The sequence below is a fragment of the Kribbella alba genome (genome assembly GCF_039529635.1).
In the GTDB taxonomy this organism is placed as follows: domain Bacteria; phylum Actinomycetota; class Actinomycetes; order Propionibacteriales; family Kribbellaceae; genus Kribbella; species Kribbella alba.
This window is the reverse complement of the sequence record NZ_BAAANE010000004.1, coordinates 403,091-416,567: the sequence shown is the minus strand read 5'-3', so window position 1 is coordinate 416,567 and position 13,477 is coordinate 403,091. Positions and strand designations below refer to the sequence as shown.

Here is a 13,477-nt window from a genome sequence, read left to right as displayed (position 1 = left end):
ATCCAGGTGCACGCCCAGGCTCGCGTCCGACGAGTCGCAGCCAATCGCGTCCACCTGCCCGGAGGGACGGCAACCAGCCCAAACGCCGTACCGCGGGCACCCCGGCTGGCCCGGTGCGGACCAGGGGTTCACGCAATCTGACCGGCCGGGCTGCCGTCGTGCTGCTCGTGCTCGGCGCGCTGATCGTGTCCTACGCGCAGAGCCTGCGGGTGTGGTTCGACCAGCACCAGCAGATCAGCGCGCTGCAGCAGGAGATCCAGGACCGGGAGAAGCGGGTCAACCAGTTGGACGACGAGATCGCCCGCTGGGGCGACAACGCCTACGTCCGGGCCCAGGCCAGGCAACGCCTCGGCTGGGTGATGCCGGGTGAGGTGGGCTACCGGGTGATCGGCGCCGACGGCAAGCCCGTCGGGGCGCCGCCGGAGCCGAGCGGTCCGGTCGATCCGCAGGCCGACCAGCAGGACCCGACCTGGTACACGAAGCTGTGGGGCAGCGTCGACGGCGCGGGCAAACCGGCCGGCCAGACCACCGCACCGCCGGCCAAGCCGAAACCCAAACCGATCCTCACTCCCTCGCCGAAGGCCGCCCGGTGACAGTTCCACCCGAAGACGTCGCGGCGGTCAGTGCGCAGCTCGGCCGCCCCGCCCGCGGGATCCGCTCGATCGCGCACCGCTGCGGTTGCGGCCTGCCCGACGTGGTCGAGACCGAGCCCAGGCTGCCGGACGGAACGCCGTTCCCGACCACCTTCTACATCACCTGCCCGAGGCTCGCTTCGGCGATCGGCACGCTCGAGGCCGAGGGAATGATGAAGGAGATGACGGACCGGCTGGGAACCGACGAGGAGCTGGCCAAGGCCTATCAGGCCGCGCACGAGGCGTATCTGAAGCACCGGGAGTCGATCGAACATGTCGCTGAGATCGACGGGATCTCGGCCGGCGGGATGCCGACCCGGGTGAAGTGTCTGCACGTCCTCGTCGCTCACTCGCTGGCCTGTGCGCCCGGCGTCAACCCGCTGGGCGACGAGGCTTTGGCGGCGCTGCCCGACTGGGGCAGGCGGGGTCCGTGCGTGAACGCCTCAGCGGATGACTGAGCCGCTGCGCGTGGCGGCGGTCGACTGCGGGACGAACTCGATCCGGCTGCTGATCGCGGACTACGCCGACGGCGAGCTGACCGAGGTCGGCCGGCAGATGCGGATCGTCCGCCTCGGCCAAGGGGTCGACTCGACCGGCGCTTTCGCTCCCGGGGCCCTGACCAGGACCTTCGCGGCGGCTGACGAATTCGCCGTCCTGGTGCGTGATGCGGGGGTATCGCGGCTCCGCTTCGTCGCGACGTCCGCGGCCCGGGATGTGAGCAACCGGGACCAGTTTTTCGCCGGGATCTCGGCCCGCTTCGGAGTGGAGCCGGAGATCATCTCTGGCGCAGAGGAAGCCGCGCTGAGCTTCGCGGGCGCGACGGATGGACTCGCTGCGCTGGATATCCCCGGGCCGTATCTGGTCGCGGACATCGGCGGTGGTTCCACCGAGCTGGTGCTCGGTGACGCTTCCGGGGTCTTGGCGGCGGAGTCCCTCGACATGGGATCGGTGCGGATGACCGAGCGTCACCTGGCCTCCGATCCAGCGACGATCGAGGAGATGGCCGCCGCCACGAAGGACGTCGACGCGCTGCTCGACTCGACCTCGGTGCCGTTGTCGCAGGCAAGGAGCCTGGTCGGGGTGGCCGGAACGGTGACGACTGTGGCGGCCGTCGCGCTCGGGCTGACGGAGTACGACCCGGGGGTGATCCACCACGCGCGGATCCCGGCTGACCGGCTGCTCGACACCACCTCGTGGCTGATGGGATCCAGCCGTGCCGCACGGAGCGAAGTGCCGGCGATCCATCCGGGCCGCGTGGACGTCATCGGCGCCGGCGCGCTCATCCTGCAGCGGTTGTACGACCGGATGGCCGACAACCTCCTGTACGACGAGGTGCTGGTCTCCGAGCACGACATCCTCGACGGGGTCGCGCTCGCCCTTGCTATTGCGGCGGGCGAGTAGCGCGAAGGAGTTCGGCAGACGCCCTTGCCAAGCGGCTGCCGTGGTCCCGTCAGCGGGGCGCCAGAACGGCTCGGCGTACTCCTCGAGCACCTCGACCTCCAGGCCTGCCCGCACGACCGCGGTGATGATGTCGCCGAGCGACCACTGCCATTCCTGCGCGCCGTTGGCCGGGAAGCTGTCGTTGATGTGCGACTTCGCGAAGTAACTGCGATCCGGGCGGATCCTGGCTTCGTCCTCGTCCCATGACCACAGCGGTACGGTCGGATGCGCTTCGTAGACGTAGAGCTGGCCGGCGGGCTTGAGGAGCCGCGCGACCTCGTCGGCCCAGGCCCGGATGTCGCGCATCCAGATGAGCGCGCCCTTGCCTGTGTAGACCAGGTCAGCGCACGCATCTTTCAGCGGAACCATCGGCACCTCAGCCACCACGTACTGCGCGCCGGCCTCGAGCTCGCGTGCTCTCCGGTGAGCGGCGGCGGCGGCCGTCGCGCTGTAGTCGACGCCGACGACCGACCGCGCACCCTTCGCCACCAGCGCGACATCGTCCATCCCGTGCCCACTCTGCAGATGCACCACGACCGGCGCCTTGGCGAGAGCCGGCTCGAGCAGCTTCAACTCCAACGGCAGCACCGACTCCAGTCGCGCAGCCTCAGCCAAATGCTCGTCGTACTCCCGGACGTGCTTCTGAGAAGCCTTCTCCCAAGCCACCCGGTTAGCCGCAACCTCAACGTCCACAAATCCTCCTGGTCGCCTCGATGATCGGCAGGCTCAGCGGGGGCGGAGGCCGTCCAGGGCCAGGTGGAGGACTCGGGTGCGTTGGGCCTCGTCGACGAAGCCGGCGCCGGTCAGGCCGCTGACCATGCGGAGTACGTCGTCGAAGGTGGTGTCGGTGCGGACCGCGCCGACCGCCTGGGCCTGGTCGAAGAGCGGCTGGCCGGCACCGTACATCGCCTCGCGGGCCTTGCTGAACATCTCGGAGTCGCGGTTCAGCTCCTCGTAGATCGCCCGCTTCGTGGCGGCGTACCCGACGAAGCGCTGCAGCCACGTCTCCAGCGCCTCCCACGGCGGCAGGTCGGCGACCTGGACGGCGGCTTCGCACAGTTCCTCGATCTCGCCCAGGTAGACGCTGTCGAACAGGTCCTGGCGGGTCGGGAAGTTCCGGTAGAGGGTGCCGATCCCGACGCCGGCGCGGCGGGCGATGTCCTCCAGCGAGGCTCCGGCGCCGTTCTGGGCGAACGCGTCCCGGGCGGCGCCAAGCAGCGCGTCGAAGTTGCGGCGGGCGTCCGCGCGATGGGGGCGCTTCACGGCGACGCCCAGGCCGGAGCGGGTGTTGTCGGTCACCTCAGCCGCCTTTCCACTAGAACCGGAGGGGTACCTCCGTTATACTGGAGGCACACCTCGACTTTACCAGGTTCACACCCTTTCGAAGGACTTCCGCATGTCCATAACCATGTCCGAAACCAGACACAGAAAGACGACCTCCCCGCGAGTGACGCTGGCAGTGTTGGCGACCGTCGTGGCCGCGTTCTCCATGTTGCAGTCGCTGGTGACCCCGGCGCTGCCGCTCATCCAGCACGACCTGCACACCACCCCGGGCACGGTCACCTGGGTGTTCACCGCGTTGCTGCTGTCGGTCTCGGTGGCGACGCCGCTGCTCGGCCGGATCGGCGACATGGTCGGTAAGGAACGCACGCTGCTGATCGGGCTGGTCGCCCTCGCGGTCGGCTGTCTGCTCGCGGCGCTCGCCCCGAATATCGGCGTACTGATCGTCGCCCGAGTGGTCCAAGGGCTCGGCGGCGCGGTGTTCCCGCTGTCGTTCGGCATCATCCGGGACGAGTTCCCCGCTGAGCGGGTACCGTCCGTCGTCGGCGTGGTGTCGGCCGTCATCGCCGCCGGTGGTGGGCTCGGGATCGTACTGGCCGGGCCGGTCGTGGAAGCGCTCGGCTGGCGCTGGCTGTTCTGGATCCCGCTGATCATCGTCACGCTTGCAGCGGTGGCGGTACGTCGCTACGTCCCCGAGTCGCCGAATCGGGTGCCCGGCCGGATCGACTGGCTGGCTGCCGCCTTGCTGTCGGGATGGCTGATCGCGCTCCTGCTGCCTTTGAGCGCGGGACGGTCCTGGGGCTGGGGCTCAGCGCGGACCATCGGTCTGTTCGTGGCGGCCGTCGTCCTGCTGATCGGCTGGATCACCGTCGAACTGCGGTCGCGGAACCCGCTGATCGACATGCGGATGATGCGGCTGCCGGCGGTCTGGACGACCAACCTGGTGGCCTTGCTGTTCGGAGCGGCCATGTTCGCGGTCTACGCGTTCGTACCGCAGTTCCTGCAGATCCCGACCGCAGCGGGCTTCGGGTTCGGCTCGAGCGTGACGCAGGCCGGACTGCTGATGCTGCCGATGCTGGTCACGATGGCCGTCACCGGTTCGGTGAGCGGGCCGCTCGCCCCGCGCTTCAGCGCGAAGGCCCAGGTGGTCCTGGGATCGGCGCTGAGCCTGGTTGCCTCACTCGCGTTCGCGGAGTTCCACGAGGCGCCGTGGCAGGTCGCGATCTCGACCGCGGTTTTCGGCATGGGACTCGGCCTCGCGTACGCGTCGATGACCAGCCTGATCGTTCAGAACGTGCCCCGCGAGCAGACCGGCGCGGCCACCGGCATGAACGCCAACATCCGGACTATCGGCGGAGCGATCGGAACCGCCCTCGCGAGCTCGATCATCAGCGGCCACATCCAGCCGTCCGGGCTCCCCGCCGAGGCTGGCTTCACCGACACCTTCCTCCTCCTCGCCGCCTTCTCCGCTGTTGCCGTCCTCCTGGCCCTCGCCATTCCCGGCGCCCGTCGCAGCAGGTACGCCGCCCCGGATCCGCTCCTGGAGGAGCTCGTCAGCTGACCTAGTCTGAGGGGATGGAGCTTCCGCATCCGCTGACCGGGCAGCTGTTCGAGAGCCCGGTGCCGTCGGGCACGGGCTGGCCCGAGGACCCGGCGGCGCGCAGTACTCCGGTCGCTCGTACCGCGGCGGAAGTCGTCAAGCTCGCGCAGACGGACACCCTGGCTGAACTCGACGCCAGAGTGTCCGTCTGCTGTGCGTGTCCCCGGTTGGTGGAATGGCGTGAAGATGTTGCCGTAGGCAAGCGGAAGTCGTTCGCGGACCAGCCGTACTGGGGCCGCCCGATCGCGGGGTGGGGAGCCGCCGAGCCGCGGGTGCTGATCGCGGGTCTGGCGCCGGCCGCGAACGGCGGAAACCGGACCGGCCGGGTCTTCACCGGGGATCGCTCGGGGGACTGGCTTTTCGCCTCGCTCTATCGAGTCGGATTGGCGTCGCAGCCAACCAGCGAACACGCCGGCGACGGGTTGCACCTGCTCGGCGCCCGGATGATGGCAGCCGTCCGCTGCGCCCCACCCGCCAACAAGCCGACCCCGTCAGAGCGCGACACGTGTTCACCATGGTTCCGCCGCGAACTGGAACTCGTCCTCCCGTCCACCCGTGCGATCGTCTGCCTCGGCAAGTTCGGCTTCGACGTCCTCCTCAACGCGCTGCAATCGGTCGGCGGCGAGGTGCCCAGGCCCCGCCCGAAGTTCGGCCACGCGGTCGAGTACGTCGTACCGGGTCCGTACGGCGAGGTCGTGGTCCTCGGCTGCTTCCATCCCAGCCAGCAGAACACCTTTACCGGCAAACTCACCGAGCCCATGCTCGACGCCGTGATGGCCAGGGCGAAGTCGATCGCTGGGCTTTGACCCGGCCTTGCAGTTGTGTACCGGGTGCCGAGACGCCATTCCAAGTCGTAGGTGACCGCTCTCGCAGGCGTCACGATGGTGAGTGCGAGTCCCTCCGGCGGGTGAGTATCCGATGGCTGAGATCACCCGGAAGAGTGCTTGTGAAAGTTTTCACGAGCCCGTAACCTGAAGTCGACATGAAGTCGGAACACCACTCAGGGAGAGTGAGCCGGATGACAGCCCAGGTACCGCACATCCTCGTCGTCGGGGGCGGTTACGTCGGGATGTACACCGCGTACGGCCTGCGGAAGGCCGCGCGCCAAGGCAGGATCAGAGTGACCGTGGTGGACCCGCGGTCGGTGATGACTTACCAGCCTTTCCTGCCCGAGGCGGCAGCCGGTTCGGTCGAACCGCGGCACGTCGTGGTGCCGCTGCGTAAGACTCTCAAGGGCTGCCGGGTGGTCACGGGCCGGGTGACCGGCATCGACCACGCGAACAAGGTGGCCAAGGTGATGCCCGAGGAAGGCCCCGACTACGAGCTCGCCTACGACCAGATCGTCGTCGCGCTCGGCTCGATCGCCCGGACGCTGCCGATCCCGGGGCTGGCCGAGCAGGCCACCGGCTTCAAGAACGTCGAAGAAGCCATCGCGCTGCGCAACAAGGTGCTGGACAGGCTCGACGTCGCGTCCTCCCAGCCCGACCCGGTGCTGCGCAAGGCCGCGCTGACCTTCGTCTTCGTCGGTGGCGGGTACGCCGGGATCGAGGCGTTCGCGGAGCTGGAGGACATGGCCCGCTACGCCACCCGGTACTACGACAACATCAGGCCCGAGGACATGCGCTGGGTGCTCGTCGAGGCAACCAACCGGATCCTGCCTGAGGTCGGCCCCGAGCTCGGGCAGTACACGGTCGAGCAGCTCCGCAAGCGCAAGATGGACATCAAGCTGGAGACCCGGCTGGAGTCTTGCGAGAAGGGCCATGTGGTCCTCAGCGACGGCGACGAGTTCGACGCCGACACGATCGTCTGGACCGCCGGTGTGAAGGCCAACCCGGTGCTGGCCGCGACCGACTTCCCGCTGGACGAGAAGGGCCGGGTCAAGTGCCTCGCGAACCTGCGGATCGAGGGCGTCAGCGATGCCTGGTCCGCAGGCGACAACGCGGCCGTGCCTGACCTGACCTCGGAGACCGGCGCGTACTGCGCTCCGAACGCTCAGCACGCGGTCCGGCAGGCCCACCGCCTCGCCGCGAACATCCTCCGGGTGGTCGACGGGCAAGCGCCGCAGGACTACAAGCACAAGTACGTCGGGTCCGTGGCGAGCCTCGGGCTGCACAAGGGCGTTGCCCAGCTGTACGGCGTGAAGGTGAAGGGCTGGCCTGCCTGGTTCCTGCACCGGACGTACCACGTGTCCCGCGTCCCCACCCTCAACCGCAAGGCCCGCGTCATCCTCGACTGGACCCTTGCCCTGTTCTTCCGCCGCGAGGTGACGTCGCTCGGCAGCCTGCAGACCCCGAACGAGGAGTTCCGCCGCGCCACCGGCTCCTGACCACACCTTGCGTCCGAACAACCGCGGGGCCTGACCCCGGGTTCTTCGGACGCAAGCGTTCAGCGTTCAGCGACCAGCGTTCAGCGTTCAGCGTTCAGCGGCTGTCGTCGAGGAGGCCGGCGTCGTGCACCAGGAGGGCGATCTGGACACGGTTGTTCAGGTCTAGCTTGGTCAGGATGCGGGAAACATGCGTCTTCACCGTCGGCACGCTGAGGAACAGTGTCGCGCTGATCTCCGCGTTCGACTTGCCCTCGCCCACCGCGACGGCGATCTCGCGCTCGCGGTCGTTCAGGTCGGCCAACCGGTCGTTGGCTCTGGACTTCCGCTGATCGTGGCCCGACGACGCCACTCGGGTGATCAACCTCTTCGTCACCGACGGGGACAGCACCGGCTGCCCGTTGACCACCCGGCGGACGGATTCGACGATCTCGGCCGGTGGAGTGTCCTTCAGGACGAACCCGGCGGCACCCGCGCGCAGCGCCCGGAGTACGTGCTCATCGGCGTCGAACGTCGTCAGGATGACGACCTCGGGCGCGCCAGGACGCCGGCGTACGGTCTCGGTGGCGGTCAGGCCGTCGACCCCGGGCATCCGGATGTCCATCAGCACGACGTCGGGGGAGAGCCGGTCGATCAGACCCTGTACGCCGGCGCCGTCGCCTGCCTCGCCGACCACCCGGATGTCCGGGGCGCCGCCGAGCATGAGCTTGAGCCCGGCGCGCAGCAGCGGATCGTCATCCACGATCAGCACCCGAATCGTCATGCCGGCCACGGCAACCAGGCGGCGAGCCGGAAGTCGCCCTCGGGTGTGCGACCGTGCTCGAGTCGCCCTTCGACGAGCGCGGCCCGCTCGCTGAGTCCGCGCAATCCCTGGCCCTCTCCTGCTTTGCTTTTCGGTGCCGGGTTGCTCACCTCGACCTCAAGACCGTTGCCCGGGGCACCGGTCACCTTGACCCGGACAGGCGCACCAGGGGCGTGCTTGAGGGCATTCGTCAACCCTTCCTGCACGATCCGGTACGCCGTCCGGCCGACGTGGTCCGGAAGGGTGCCGGGGGCATCGAAGTCGAGCTCCACGGGAAGACCCGCCTTGCGGGAATCCTCGACCAGTACCGGCAGATCCGCGAAGGTCGGCTGGGGGAGTTCGCCGACGGGCGCCCGCAGTACGCCGATCACTTCGCGGAGATCCTGGAGGGCCTGGTGCGCGCTGGCTCGGATGATCTCGGCAGCCCCTGCGACCTCCGCGGTCGTCGCGTCCGGGCGATAGGCGAGGGCGCCGGCGTGCACGCTGAGGAGAGACAGCCGGTGGCCGAGTACGTCGTGCATCTCGCGGGCGATTTCCTCGCGTGCCCGTAGTTGCGCCTGTTGCGCTTGCAACCGGGCGACGGTTTCTGCGCGATCGGCCCGATCGCGCAGGGTTTGCAGAAGCTGGCGGCGGGAGCGGAGATACAGCCCCCAGCCGACGGCGGCCGCGTAGATCGCGATCGCGGCGACGATCAGCGCCGGCAACGGATCGGGCTTCGGCCTGACTGCGAAGTAGATCCCGAGGGCGACCGCGTGGGCGGCGCAGACGGCGAGAGTGGTCCGCAACGGCTTGTAGACAGCGACCGTCATGACCAGCAGGAGGGTGGGCCCGCTGGCCGCGTCGGAGAACGTCGCGAGCGCAGCGGCGATCAGGGCCAGCTGGACGGGCCAGCGCCGCCTGAACCAGAGTGTGAGGCACAGGGCCATGCCGGCGCAGAAGTCGAACGCGAGGAACGTGGGCGAGACGGCGTCGCGAGAGCCGTCGTCATAGAGCCAGAGGCTGCCGAACAGGCCGATGACGAAGACCAGGCTGTCCACCGCCCAGTCGCGCGCGCTCCGCCTGCGCCTGACCTCGTCGCCCATGGGGCGAATCTAGCGAGGTCGGGGCGGCCGCGGCGGTAGTTCGGGCGGTCCGGATACCGAAGTCGCGACAGGTCGAGACTTTCGGCCGGGTAGGTTTCCGCCCATGAGTCAGCTCGCAGTCACCGTCATCGGCCCGGACCGCCCGGGCATCATCGCCGACGTCACCGAGGCCCTCGCCGGCGCCGGGGTCAACCTCGAGGACTCCACGATGACCCTGCTGCGGGGCCACTTCGCCATGATGATCGTGTGCTCCGGGCCGTTCGCCGAGGTCAAGGAGGCGCTGGAGCCGCTGCGCGGTGAACTGGTCATCACCGTCCGCGAGACGGGCCCCGAACACGCCCACGCGCCGATCGGGGCGCCGTACATCCTCAGCGTGCACGGAGCGGACAGGCCCGGCATCGTCTCGGCGATCACCCGCATGATCGCCTCGGTCGGCGGCACCATCACCGACCTGACCACCCGGCTCAGCGGCGAGCTCTACGTCCTCACCGCCGAGGTGGAACTGCCTCCCAGCGCCGAACTCGGCATGCTGCAGCGCGCCCTGGAGATCACCGCCGAAGAACTCGGCGTAGGCATCACCCTCCGGCCAGCCGAGAGCGACGATCTGTGACCCTCGCGAACTGGAGCCCAGCCCAGCTAGGCCTCGTGGGCGACGTACTGGAGGTCATCCGCGCTCCGCACCCGGTGCTCGCCACGGAAGGCGCGGAGGTCGATCCGGTGGACCCCGTGATGGTCGCCCTCGCGGCCGACCTGGTCGCGACGATGCGGATCTCGCCTGGCTGCGTCGGGCTGGCGGCTCCGCAGGTCGGGGTTGCCGCTCAGATGTTCGCGCTGGACGTGACTGGTCATCCGAAGACGCGCACCTGCCACGGCGTCTTCGTGCTGTGCAACGCCGTTGTGGTGGAGGCAACCCGGCAGGAGAAGGCCCGCGAAGGCTGCATGTCCGTCCCCGACCTGACTGGCGACGTCAAGCGGGCCACCCGCCTGACGGTCACCGGGGTCCTCCCCGGCACGACGGACCCGGTGACCCTCAGCACCGACGCCTTCGAAGCCCGCGCCATCCAACACGAGATCGACCACTGCGCCGGCAAACTGTTCCTCGACCGAGTAGCAGGAGCCCACGCCATCTACCCCCGCCAGGTGTACCTGTGATTCCGCTGCCCGCGCACTCGGCTACGGGCTGCCGGGAGCGGGGAGGCCGCGGCGGGACGATCAGGACTGCTTACCTTGTGTCTGTGGCCAGCTTCTACTTGTAAGGTCGTCCTCTGACTGTTGGCCCGGGTGGCGGAACGGCAGACGCAGCGAGCTTAAACCTCGCAGCCGAAAGGCATACGGGTTCGAATCCCGTCCCGGGCACAATGCGGATGACTTGCGCACATTCCTCTCAAGGCATATTGGCCAGGCCGCAAGAATGGCCGCTTTGGTTGGATTGGGGAGTCGGTCGTTTCGGTGCGAAAGTCCGTTCCCGTCCAATGGCGTTAACCGATTTCGATCTCCCAGGGCCCACCCGGCACGAGGATCATGGGTCGTCTGCTCGCTTCCTCGACGAGGATGGTGAATCTCTGCAGGGCGTGGAGTTGATACTTGCCGGGCGGCAGCGTTCCTGAGGCTGCGTCGCATCTGCGAAGGTAGATGGCTGAGTTGTACTCGGCTGTTGCACCCGGTTCAAGGTTGTAGACATAGCCCTTGGCGCGGGACGCCCGTTCGGGGCTCGCGACCACGACCCCGTTGCTCGTGACGGCCATCAACGCACCCTTGCCGGTGACCACGCTCAAGGCAGCTGGCGACACGTTCTTGACCGATGTGACGATCTGCACGAAGGGCTGATCGTCGGTGCCCCTCAAAGGCGTGGTCGGCGGGGCCGCGGCCAGCTGTAAGGGCAGGGCGGTCTCCGATGGGGTGGCTATGCGCGATCCACAGGCGCCGAAGTTCTTGAAGGTGTCCTGATCACCGGACGCATCGGCCGGATCGGCACGTCGGACAGGCTCTGAACCGCTCATTGTCACCTCCCCGATGGCTAGACGCTGAAGCCTGACACGTGATGCTTCGCCAGGAGCTCGCCGATCTGGTCGTTCGCCGCCCTGCCCGCTGGGGTCCGGTCGGCCGAGAGCAGGAGGCCGGCGGACTGCATCCTGACTCGGGTGCCGTCCCGGAGCTTGAACACCCAGAGCCCGTTGTTGGAGTTGAATGAGGTCCGCTTGACATCCTTGACGTCGATCGACAGGTGCTTGCTTCCGTCGAGGCTATCGATCGTGAGGACATCGCCGTCGATTGTCAGTTCGCCCTTCCAGCCGCCGAAAGTCACGACGCTGGGGACCACCCTGACCTTGCTCCTTTGCATCCTTGCTCTCCCTTGCTCGGCCTGCCAGCATGCTGCGGTCAGCCAATGATGCACGCCACCCTCCGGACGTGCCAGGGACCGTAGCGCACTGGGGATGCGCGAACTCAAAGCTCGCAGCCGAAAGGCATGCGGTTTCGAATCCCGTCCCGGGCACACACCGCTCTGACCCTTCGCACATTCCTTCGCGTCAGAACAGCCACCCGGGGGAAGGCGGATGTCGTGCTGTCATCGAAAGACGCTGTATTGCAGGCATGCAACGCCAACTACTACTCGCCGACCGAGCCGTCGGTTGCTTCTCGGAGCAGGTCCAGGTGGCCTAGATGCCGGGCAGTCTCTTCGATCAGGTGGGACACGGCGTAGCGAAGGTTGAAGGTCATGTCCGGGCCTTGGGCGGTGGCGTCCAGGGAAGAGGCGGCGGTGATCTCCTGGGAGCGGGCGCACTCGGACTGGTAGGCGGAGATGATGCCGGCGAGGGTGTCGCCTGGCCGGATGGGGAAGTTGCCGTGGGGATCGTCTTCCGTCCACGGCCACTCGGCGTCCGAACCGGCGAAGTCGATGCTGAACCAGAAGCGCTCTACACCGGTCAGGTGTTTCACGAGGCCTGCGGGTGTCAGTTCGGTCGAGTGGATCGGACGACCGAAGGCCTGCTCATCCGTCAGCCCCGCAACCTTGTTGACCACGGTGGCGCGGAGGAAGTCGAGCAAGCCGCTCAGGACCGCTCGTTCGTCACCGGCCTCGGGTGGCCGCACTCGTTCGATCAGCATGCAGACAAGCTAGCTGCTGCGGTGGGCCTCCACACGGGGAAAGATCCCTGCGGGGTAGACGAAGACTCGCTTGACGCTGGTGATCGGTTCCTTCGCGGCGAGGATCGCGGTGCCCTTCGCTCCGGGCAGGAGATAGACCCGGCTGGGTGGGCGTCACCCCAGGACTGGGGGTGTCGAAGTTCAACCAGGCTGAGGACGGTGGGTGAACTTCGTCAGAGTCTGGTGAGAAGCGTTGATTGTTTGGGGTCGGTGCGCGTCAAATGGGTTGGTGAGCACATACCGGAGTCAGGTCTTGACGGGGGCTCTACTGGGGCCGTTGGCGGTTTGTGCGGTGTTGATTCCGTTCCGGGACAGCTTTGACAATGCCAATGCGGCGTTGGTGCTGGTGTTGGTGATCGTTGCCGTTGCTTCGTTCGGGATTCGGTCGGCCGGGATCGTCGCCGCGGTCTCCAGCGCGGTGTGGTTCGACTTCTTCCTCACGGTTCCGTACAACCACCTCACCATCGACAACCGGGGCGACATCGAGACCACGGTTCTGTTGGTCGTGATCGGAGCGGCGGTGACGGAGCTGGCGATCTGGGGCCGTCGGCAACAAGCTCGGGCGAGTCGCCAGAACGGGTATCTGGCCGGTGTGATGACTGCGTCCGGTGCGGTCGCGGAAGGCGGATCGACGGAGGAGTTGATCGATCACGTCAGCGCCGAGCTGATCGCAGTACTGGAGATCGACGGGTGTCGGTTTGCCGAGGGCAACGGGCGGCATGACGCGCCGCGGTTGAACCAGGACGGGTCGGTGACGCGCGGCTCGCACCAGTTGAAGGTGGAGCGGGACGGGCTGCCGACGAACGCGGAGATCGAGTTGGTCGTGCAGCATGCCGGGGTCGCGAAGGGGCGACTCCTGTTGACCGCGTCGGCCCGGATCGTGCGGCCGGACCTCGAGCAGCGCCTGGTCGCGGTCGCGCTGGCAGACCAGGTGGGAGCGGCGTTGTCCTCCCAACTCGCCCAAACCCCATGAGCTGGCCTGCGGGACGAACTACCTCCTGGGTGGCCACCGGTTCCGGCGTCGTACTTGCCCATACAGGTACGACGCCGTGCCGGTGCTCTGGTGGACGTTCTACCTGCTCCTGGGGCTTCCTGACCGCCGATCTGGTTGGGTTTTGCAACCGGATCCGGCTGCGGGGTTTCGGTTGGGGAACAGGAGGTTGTTCCTCAGGC

At 67.9% G+C, this 13,477-nt stretch carries 15 protein-coding genes, 1 tRNA gene and 1 pseudogene; 10 read left to right on the top strand and 7 right to left on the bottom strand.

What is annotated here, in order from left to right; genetic code table 11:
* Positions 1-113 precede the first annotated feature (113 nt).
* From ABD210_RS08715 to ABD210_RS08705, 3 genes are read left to right on the top strand one after another with little or no spacing between them, the layout of a single operon-like run.
* Positions 114-593: an FtsB family cell division protein gene (locus ABD210_RS08715; protein ID WP_344110457.1), complete on the top strand. Its 480-nt coding sequence runs from the start codon at positions 114-116 to the stop codon at positions 591-593.
* The gene (locus ABD210_RS08710; RefSeq protein WP_344110456.1) at positions 590-1,090 is read left to right on the top strand and encodes a DUF501 domain-containing protein; all 501 of its coding nucleotides are present in this window, start codon (positions 590-592) and stop codon (positions 1,088-1,090) included. The genes ABD210_RS08715 and ABD210_RS08710 overlap by 4 nt, the downstream gene beginning before the upstream one ends.
* Complete coding sequence (locus tag ABD210_RS08705; protein WP_344110455.1) at positions 1,083-2,033, top strand: Ppx/GppA phosphatase family protein; 951 nt, start codon at positions 1,083-1,085, stop codon at positions 2,031-2,033. The genes ABD210_RS08710 and ABD210_RS08705 overlap by 8 nt, the downstream gene beginning before the upstream one ends.
* 336 nt (positions 2,034-2,369) lie before the next feature.
* Here the strand turns inward: ABD210_RS08705 and ABD210_RS08700 are convergent.
* Together ABD210_RS08700 and ABD210_RS08695 are read right to left on the bottom strand one after the other, a co-directional pair.
* Positions 2,370-2,579, bottom strand: a pseudogene (locus ABD210_RS08700) (methyltransferase domain-containing protein); the annotation flags it as partial.
* A gap of 219 nt (positions 2,580-2,798) precedes the next feature.
* Positions 2,799-3,371, bottom strand: coding sequence for a TetR/AcrR family transcriptional regulator (locus tag ABD210_RS08695; protein WP_344110454.1), 573 nt, complete (start codon positions 3,369-3,371; stop codon positions 2,799-2,801).
* 163 nt (positions 3,372-3,534) lie between these two features.
* Here ABD210_RS08695 and ABD210_RS08690 point away from each other — a divergent pair, with 163 nt between their 5' ends.
* The 3 genes from ABD210_RS08690 to ABD210_RS08680 all read left to right on the top strand — a co-directional run bounded on the left by ABD210_RS08690 (position 3,535) and on the right by ABD210_RS08680 (position 7,279).
* Positions 3,535-4,914, top strand: coding sequence for an MFS transporter (locus ABD210_RS08690; RefSeq protein WP_425552646.1), 1,380 nt, complete (start codon positions 3,535-3,537; stop codon positions 4,912-4,914).
* Between the two features lie 14 nt (positions 4,915-4,928).
* Positions 4,929-5,759, top strand: a complete 831-nt coding sequence (locus ABD210_RS08685; protein ID WP_344110453.1) for a uracil-DNA glycosylase — start codon at positions 4,929-4,931, stop codon at positions 5,757-5,759.
* A 212-nt stretch (positions 5,760-5,971) separates the two neighbouring features.
* Positions 5,972-7,279 (top strand): NAD(P)/FAD-dependent oxidoreductase, encoded by a 1,308-nt coding sequence (locus tag ABD210_RS08680; protein ID WP_344110452.1) that lies wholly within the window; start codon positions 5,972-5,974, stop codon positions 7,277-7,279.
* 94 nt (positions 7,280-7,373) lie between these two features.
* Here ABD210_RS08680 and ABD210_RS08675 read toward each other — a convergent pair whose 3' ends face one another.
* Complete coding sequence (locus ABD210_RS08675; RefSeq protein WP_344110451.1) at positions 7,374-8,039, bottom strand: response regulator transcription factor; 666 nt, start codon at positions 8,037-8,039, stop codon at positions 7,374-7,376.
* Positions 8,036-9,160, bottom strand: a complete 1,125-nt coding sequence (locus tag ABD210_RS08670; RefSeq protein WP_344110450.1) for a sensor histidine kinase — start codon at positions 9,158-9,160, stop codon at positions 8,036-8,038. Before ABD210_RS08670 ends, ABD210_RS08675 begins: the two co-directional genes overlap by 4 nt.
* A 103-nt stretch (positions 9,161-9,263) precedes the next feature.
* Between ABD210_RS08670 and ABD210_RS08665 the strand changes: the two genes are divergently transcribed.
* The 3 genes from ABD210_RS08665 to ABD210_RS08655 all read left to right on the top strand — a co-directional run bounded on the left by ABD210_RS08665 (position 9,264) and on the right by ABD210_RS08655 (position 10,516).
* Positions 9,264-9,770: a glycine cleavage system transcriptional repressor gene (locus ABD210_RS08665; protein WP_344110449.1), complete on the top strand. Its 507-nt coding sequence runs from the start codon at positions 9,264-9,266 to the stop codon at positions 9,768-9,770.
* On the top strand, positions 9,767-10,312 hold the full coding sequence (locus ABD210_RS08660; protein WP_344110448.1) for a peptide deformylase: 546 nt from the start codon (positions 9,767-9,769) through the stop codon (positions 10,310-10,312). Before ABD210_RS08665 ends, ABD210_RS08660 begins: the two co-directional genes overlap by 4 nt.
* A gap of 123 nt (positions 10,313-10,435) precedes the next feature.
* Positions 10,436-10,516 (top strand) — tRNA-Leu (locus ABD210_RS08655).
* A gap of 122 nt (positions 10,517-10,638) precedes the next feature.
* Here ABD210_RS08655 and ABD210_RS08650 read toward each other — a convergent pair.
* From ABD210_RS08650 to ABD210_RS08640, 3 genes are all read right to left on the bottom strand, one after another.
* Positions 10,639-11,160 carry a hypothetical protein gene (locus ABD210_RS08650; protein WP_344110447.1) on the bottom strand — a complete coding sequence of 174 codons (522 nt, stop codon included), beginning with the start codon at positions 11,158-11,160 and terminating at the stop codon, positions 10,639-10,641.
* A 17-nt stretch (positions 11,161-11,177) separates the two neighbouring features.
* Positions 11,178-11,501: a hypothetical protein gene (locus ABD210_RS08645; protein ID WP_344110446.1), complete on the bottom strand. Its 324-nt coding sequence runs from the start codon at positions 11,499-11,501 to the stop codon at positions 11,178-11,180.
* 266 nt (positions 11,502-11,767) lie between these two features.
* The gene (locus ABD210_RS08640) at positions 11,768-12,265 is read right to left on the bottom strand and encodes a DinB family protein (RefSeq protein WP_344110445.1); all 498 of its coding nucleotides are present in this window, start codon (positions 12,263-12,265) and stop codon (positions 11,768-11,770) included.
* Between the two features lie 268 nt (positions 12,266-12,533).
* Between ABD210_RS08640 and ABD210_RS08635 the strand changes: the two genes are divergently transcribed.
* Entirely contained in the window at positions 12,534-13,277 is a 744-nt protein-coding gene (locus tag ABD210_RS08635) for a DUF4118 domain-containing protein (RefSeq protein WP_344110444.1), read from the top strand.
* Positions 13,278-13,477 lie beyond the last annotated feature (200 nt).

Bases quoted from the DNA above. Each gene is read 5' to 3' on its own strand.
- ABD210_RS08705 (WP_344110455.1), top strand. From the start codon at position 1,083: ATGACTGAGCCGCTGCGCGTGGCGGCGGTCGACTGCGGGACGAACTCG.
- ABD210_RS08645 (WP_344110446.1), bottom strand. From the start codon at position 11,501: ATGCAAAGGAGCAAGGTCAGGGTGGTCCCCAGCGTCGTGACTTTCGGC.
- ABD210_RS08670 (WP_344110450.1), bottom strand. From the start codon at position 9,160: ATGGGCGACGAGGTCAGGCGCAGGCGGAGCGCGCGCGACTGGGCGGTG.
- ABD210_RS08680 (WP_344110452.1), top strand. From the start codon at position 5,972: ATGACAGCCCAGGTACCGCACATCCTCGTCGTCGGGGGCGGTTACGTC.
- ABD210_RS08685 (WP_344110453.1), top strand. From the start codon at position 4,929: ATGGAGCTTCCGCATCCGCTGACCGGGCAGCTGTTCGAGAGCCCGGTG.
- ABD210_RS08675 (WP_344110451.1), bottom strand. From the start codon at position 8,039: ATGACGATTCGGGTGCTGATCGTGGATGACGATCCGCTGCTGCGCGCC.
- ABD210_RS08650 (WP_344110447.1), bottom strand. From the start codon at position 11,160: ATGAGCGGTTCAGAGCCTGTCCGACGTGCCGATCCGGCCGATGCGTCC.
- ABD210_RS08640 (WP_344110445.1), bottom strand. From the start codon at position 12,265: ATGCTGATCGAACGAGTGCGGCCACCCGAGGCCGGTGACGAACGAGCG.
- ABD210_RS08665 (WP_344110449.1), top strand. From the start codon at position 9,264: ATGAGTCAGCTCGCAGTCACCGTCATCGGCCCGGACCGCCCGGGCATC.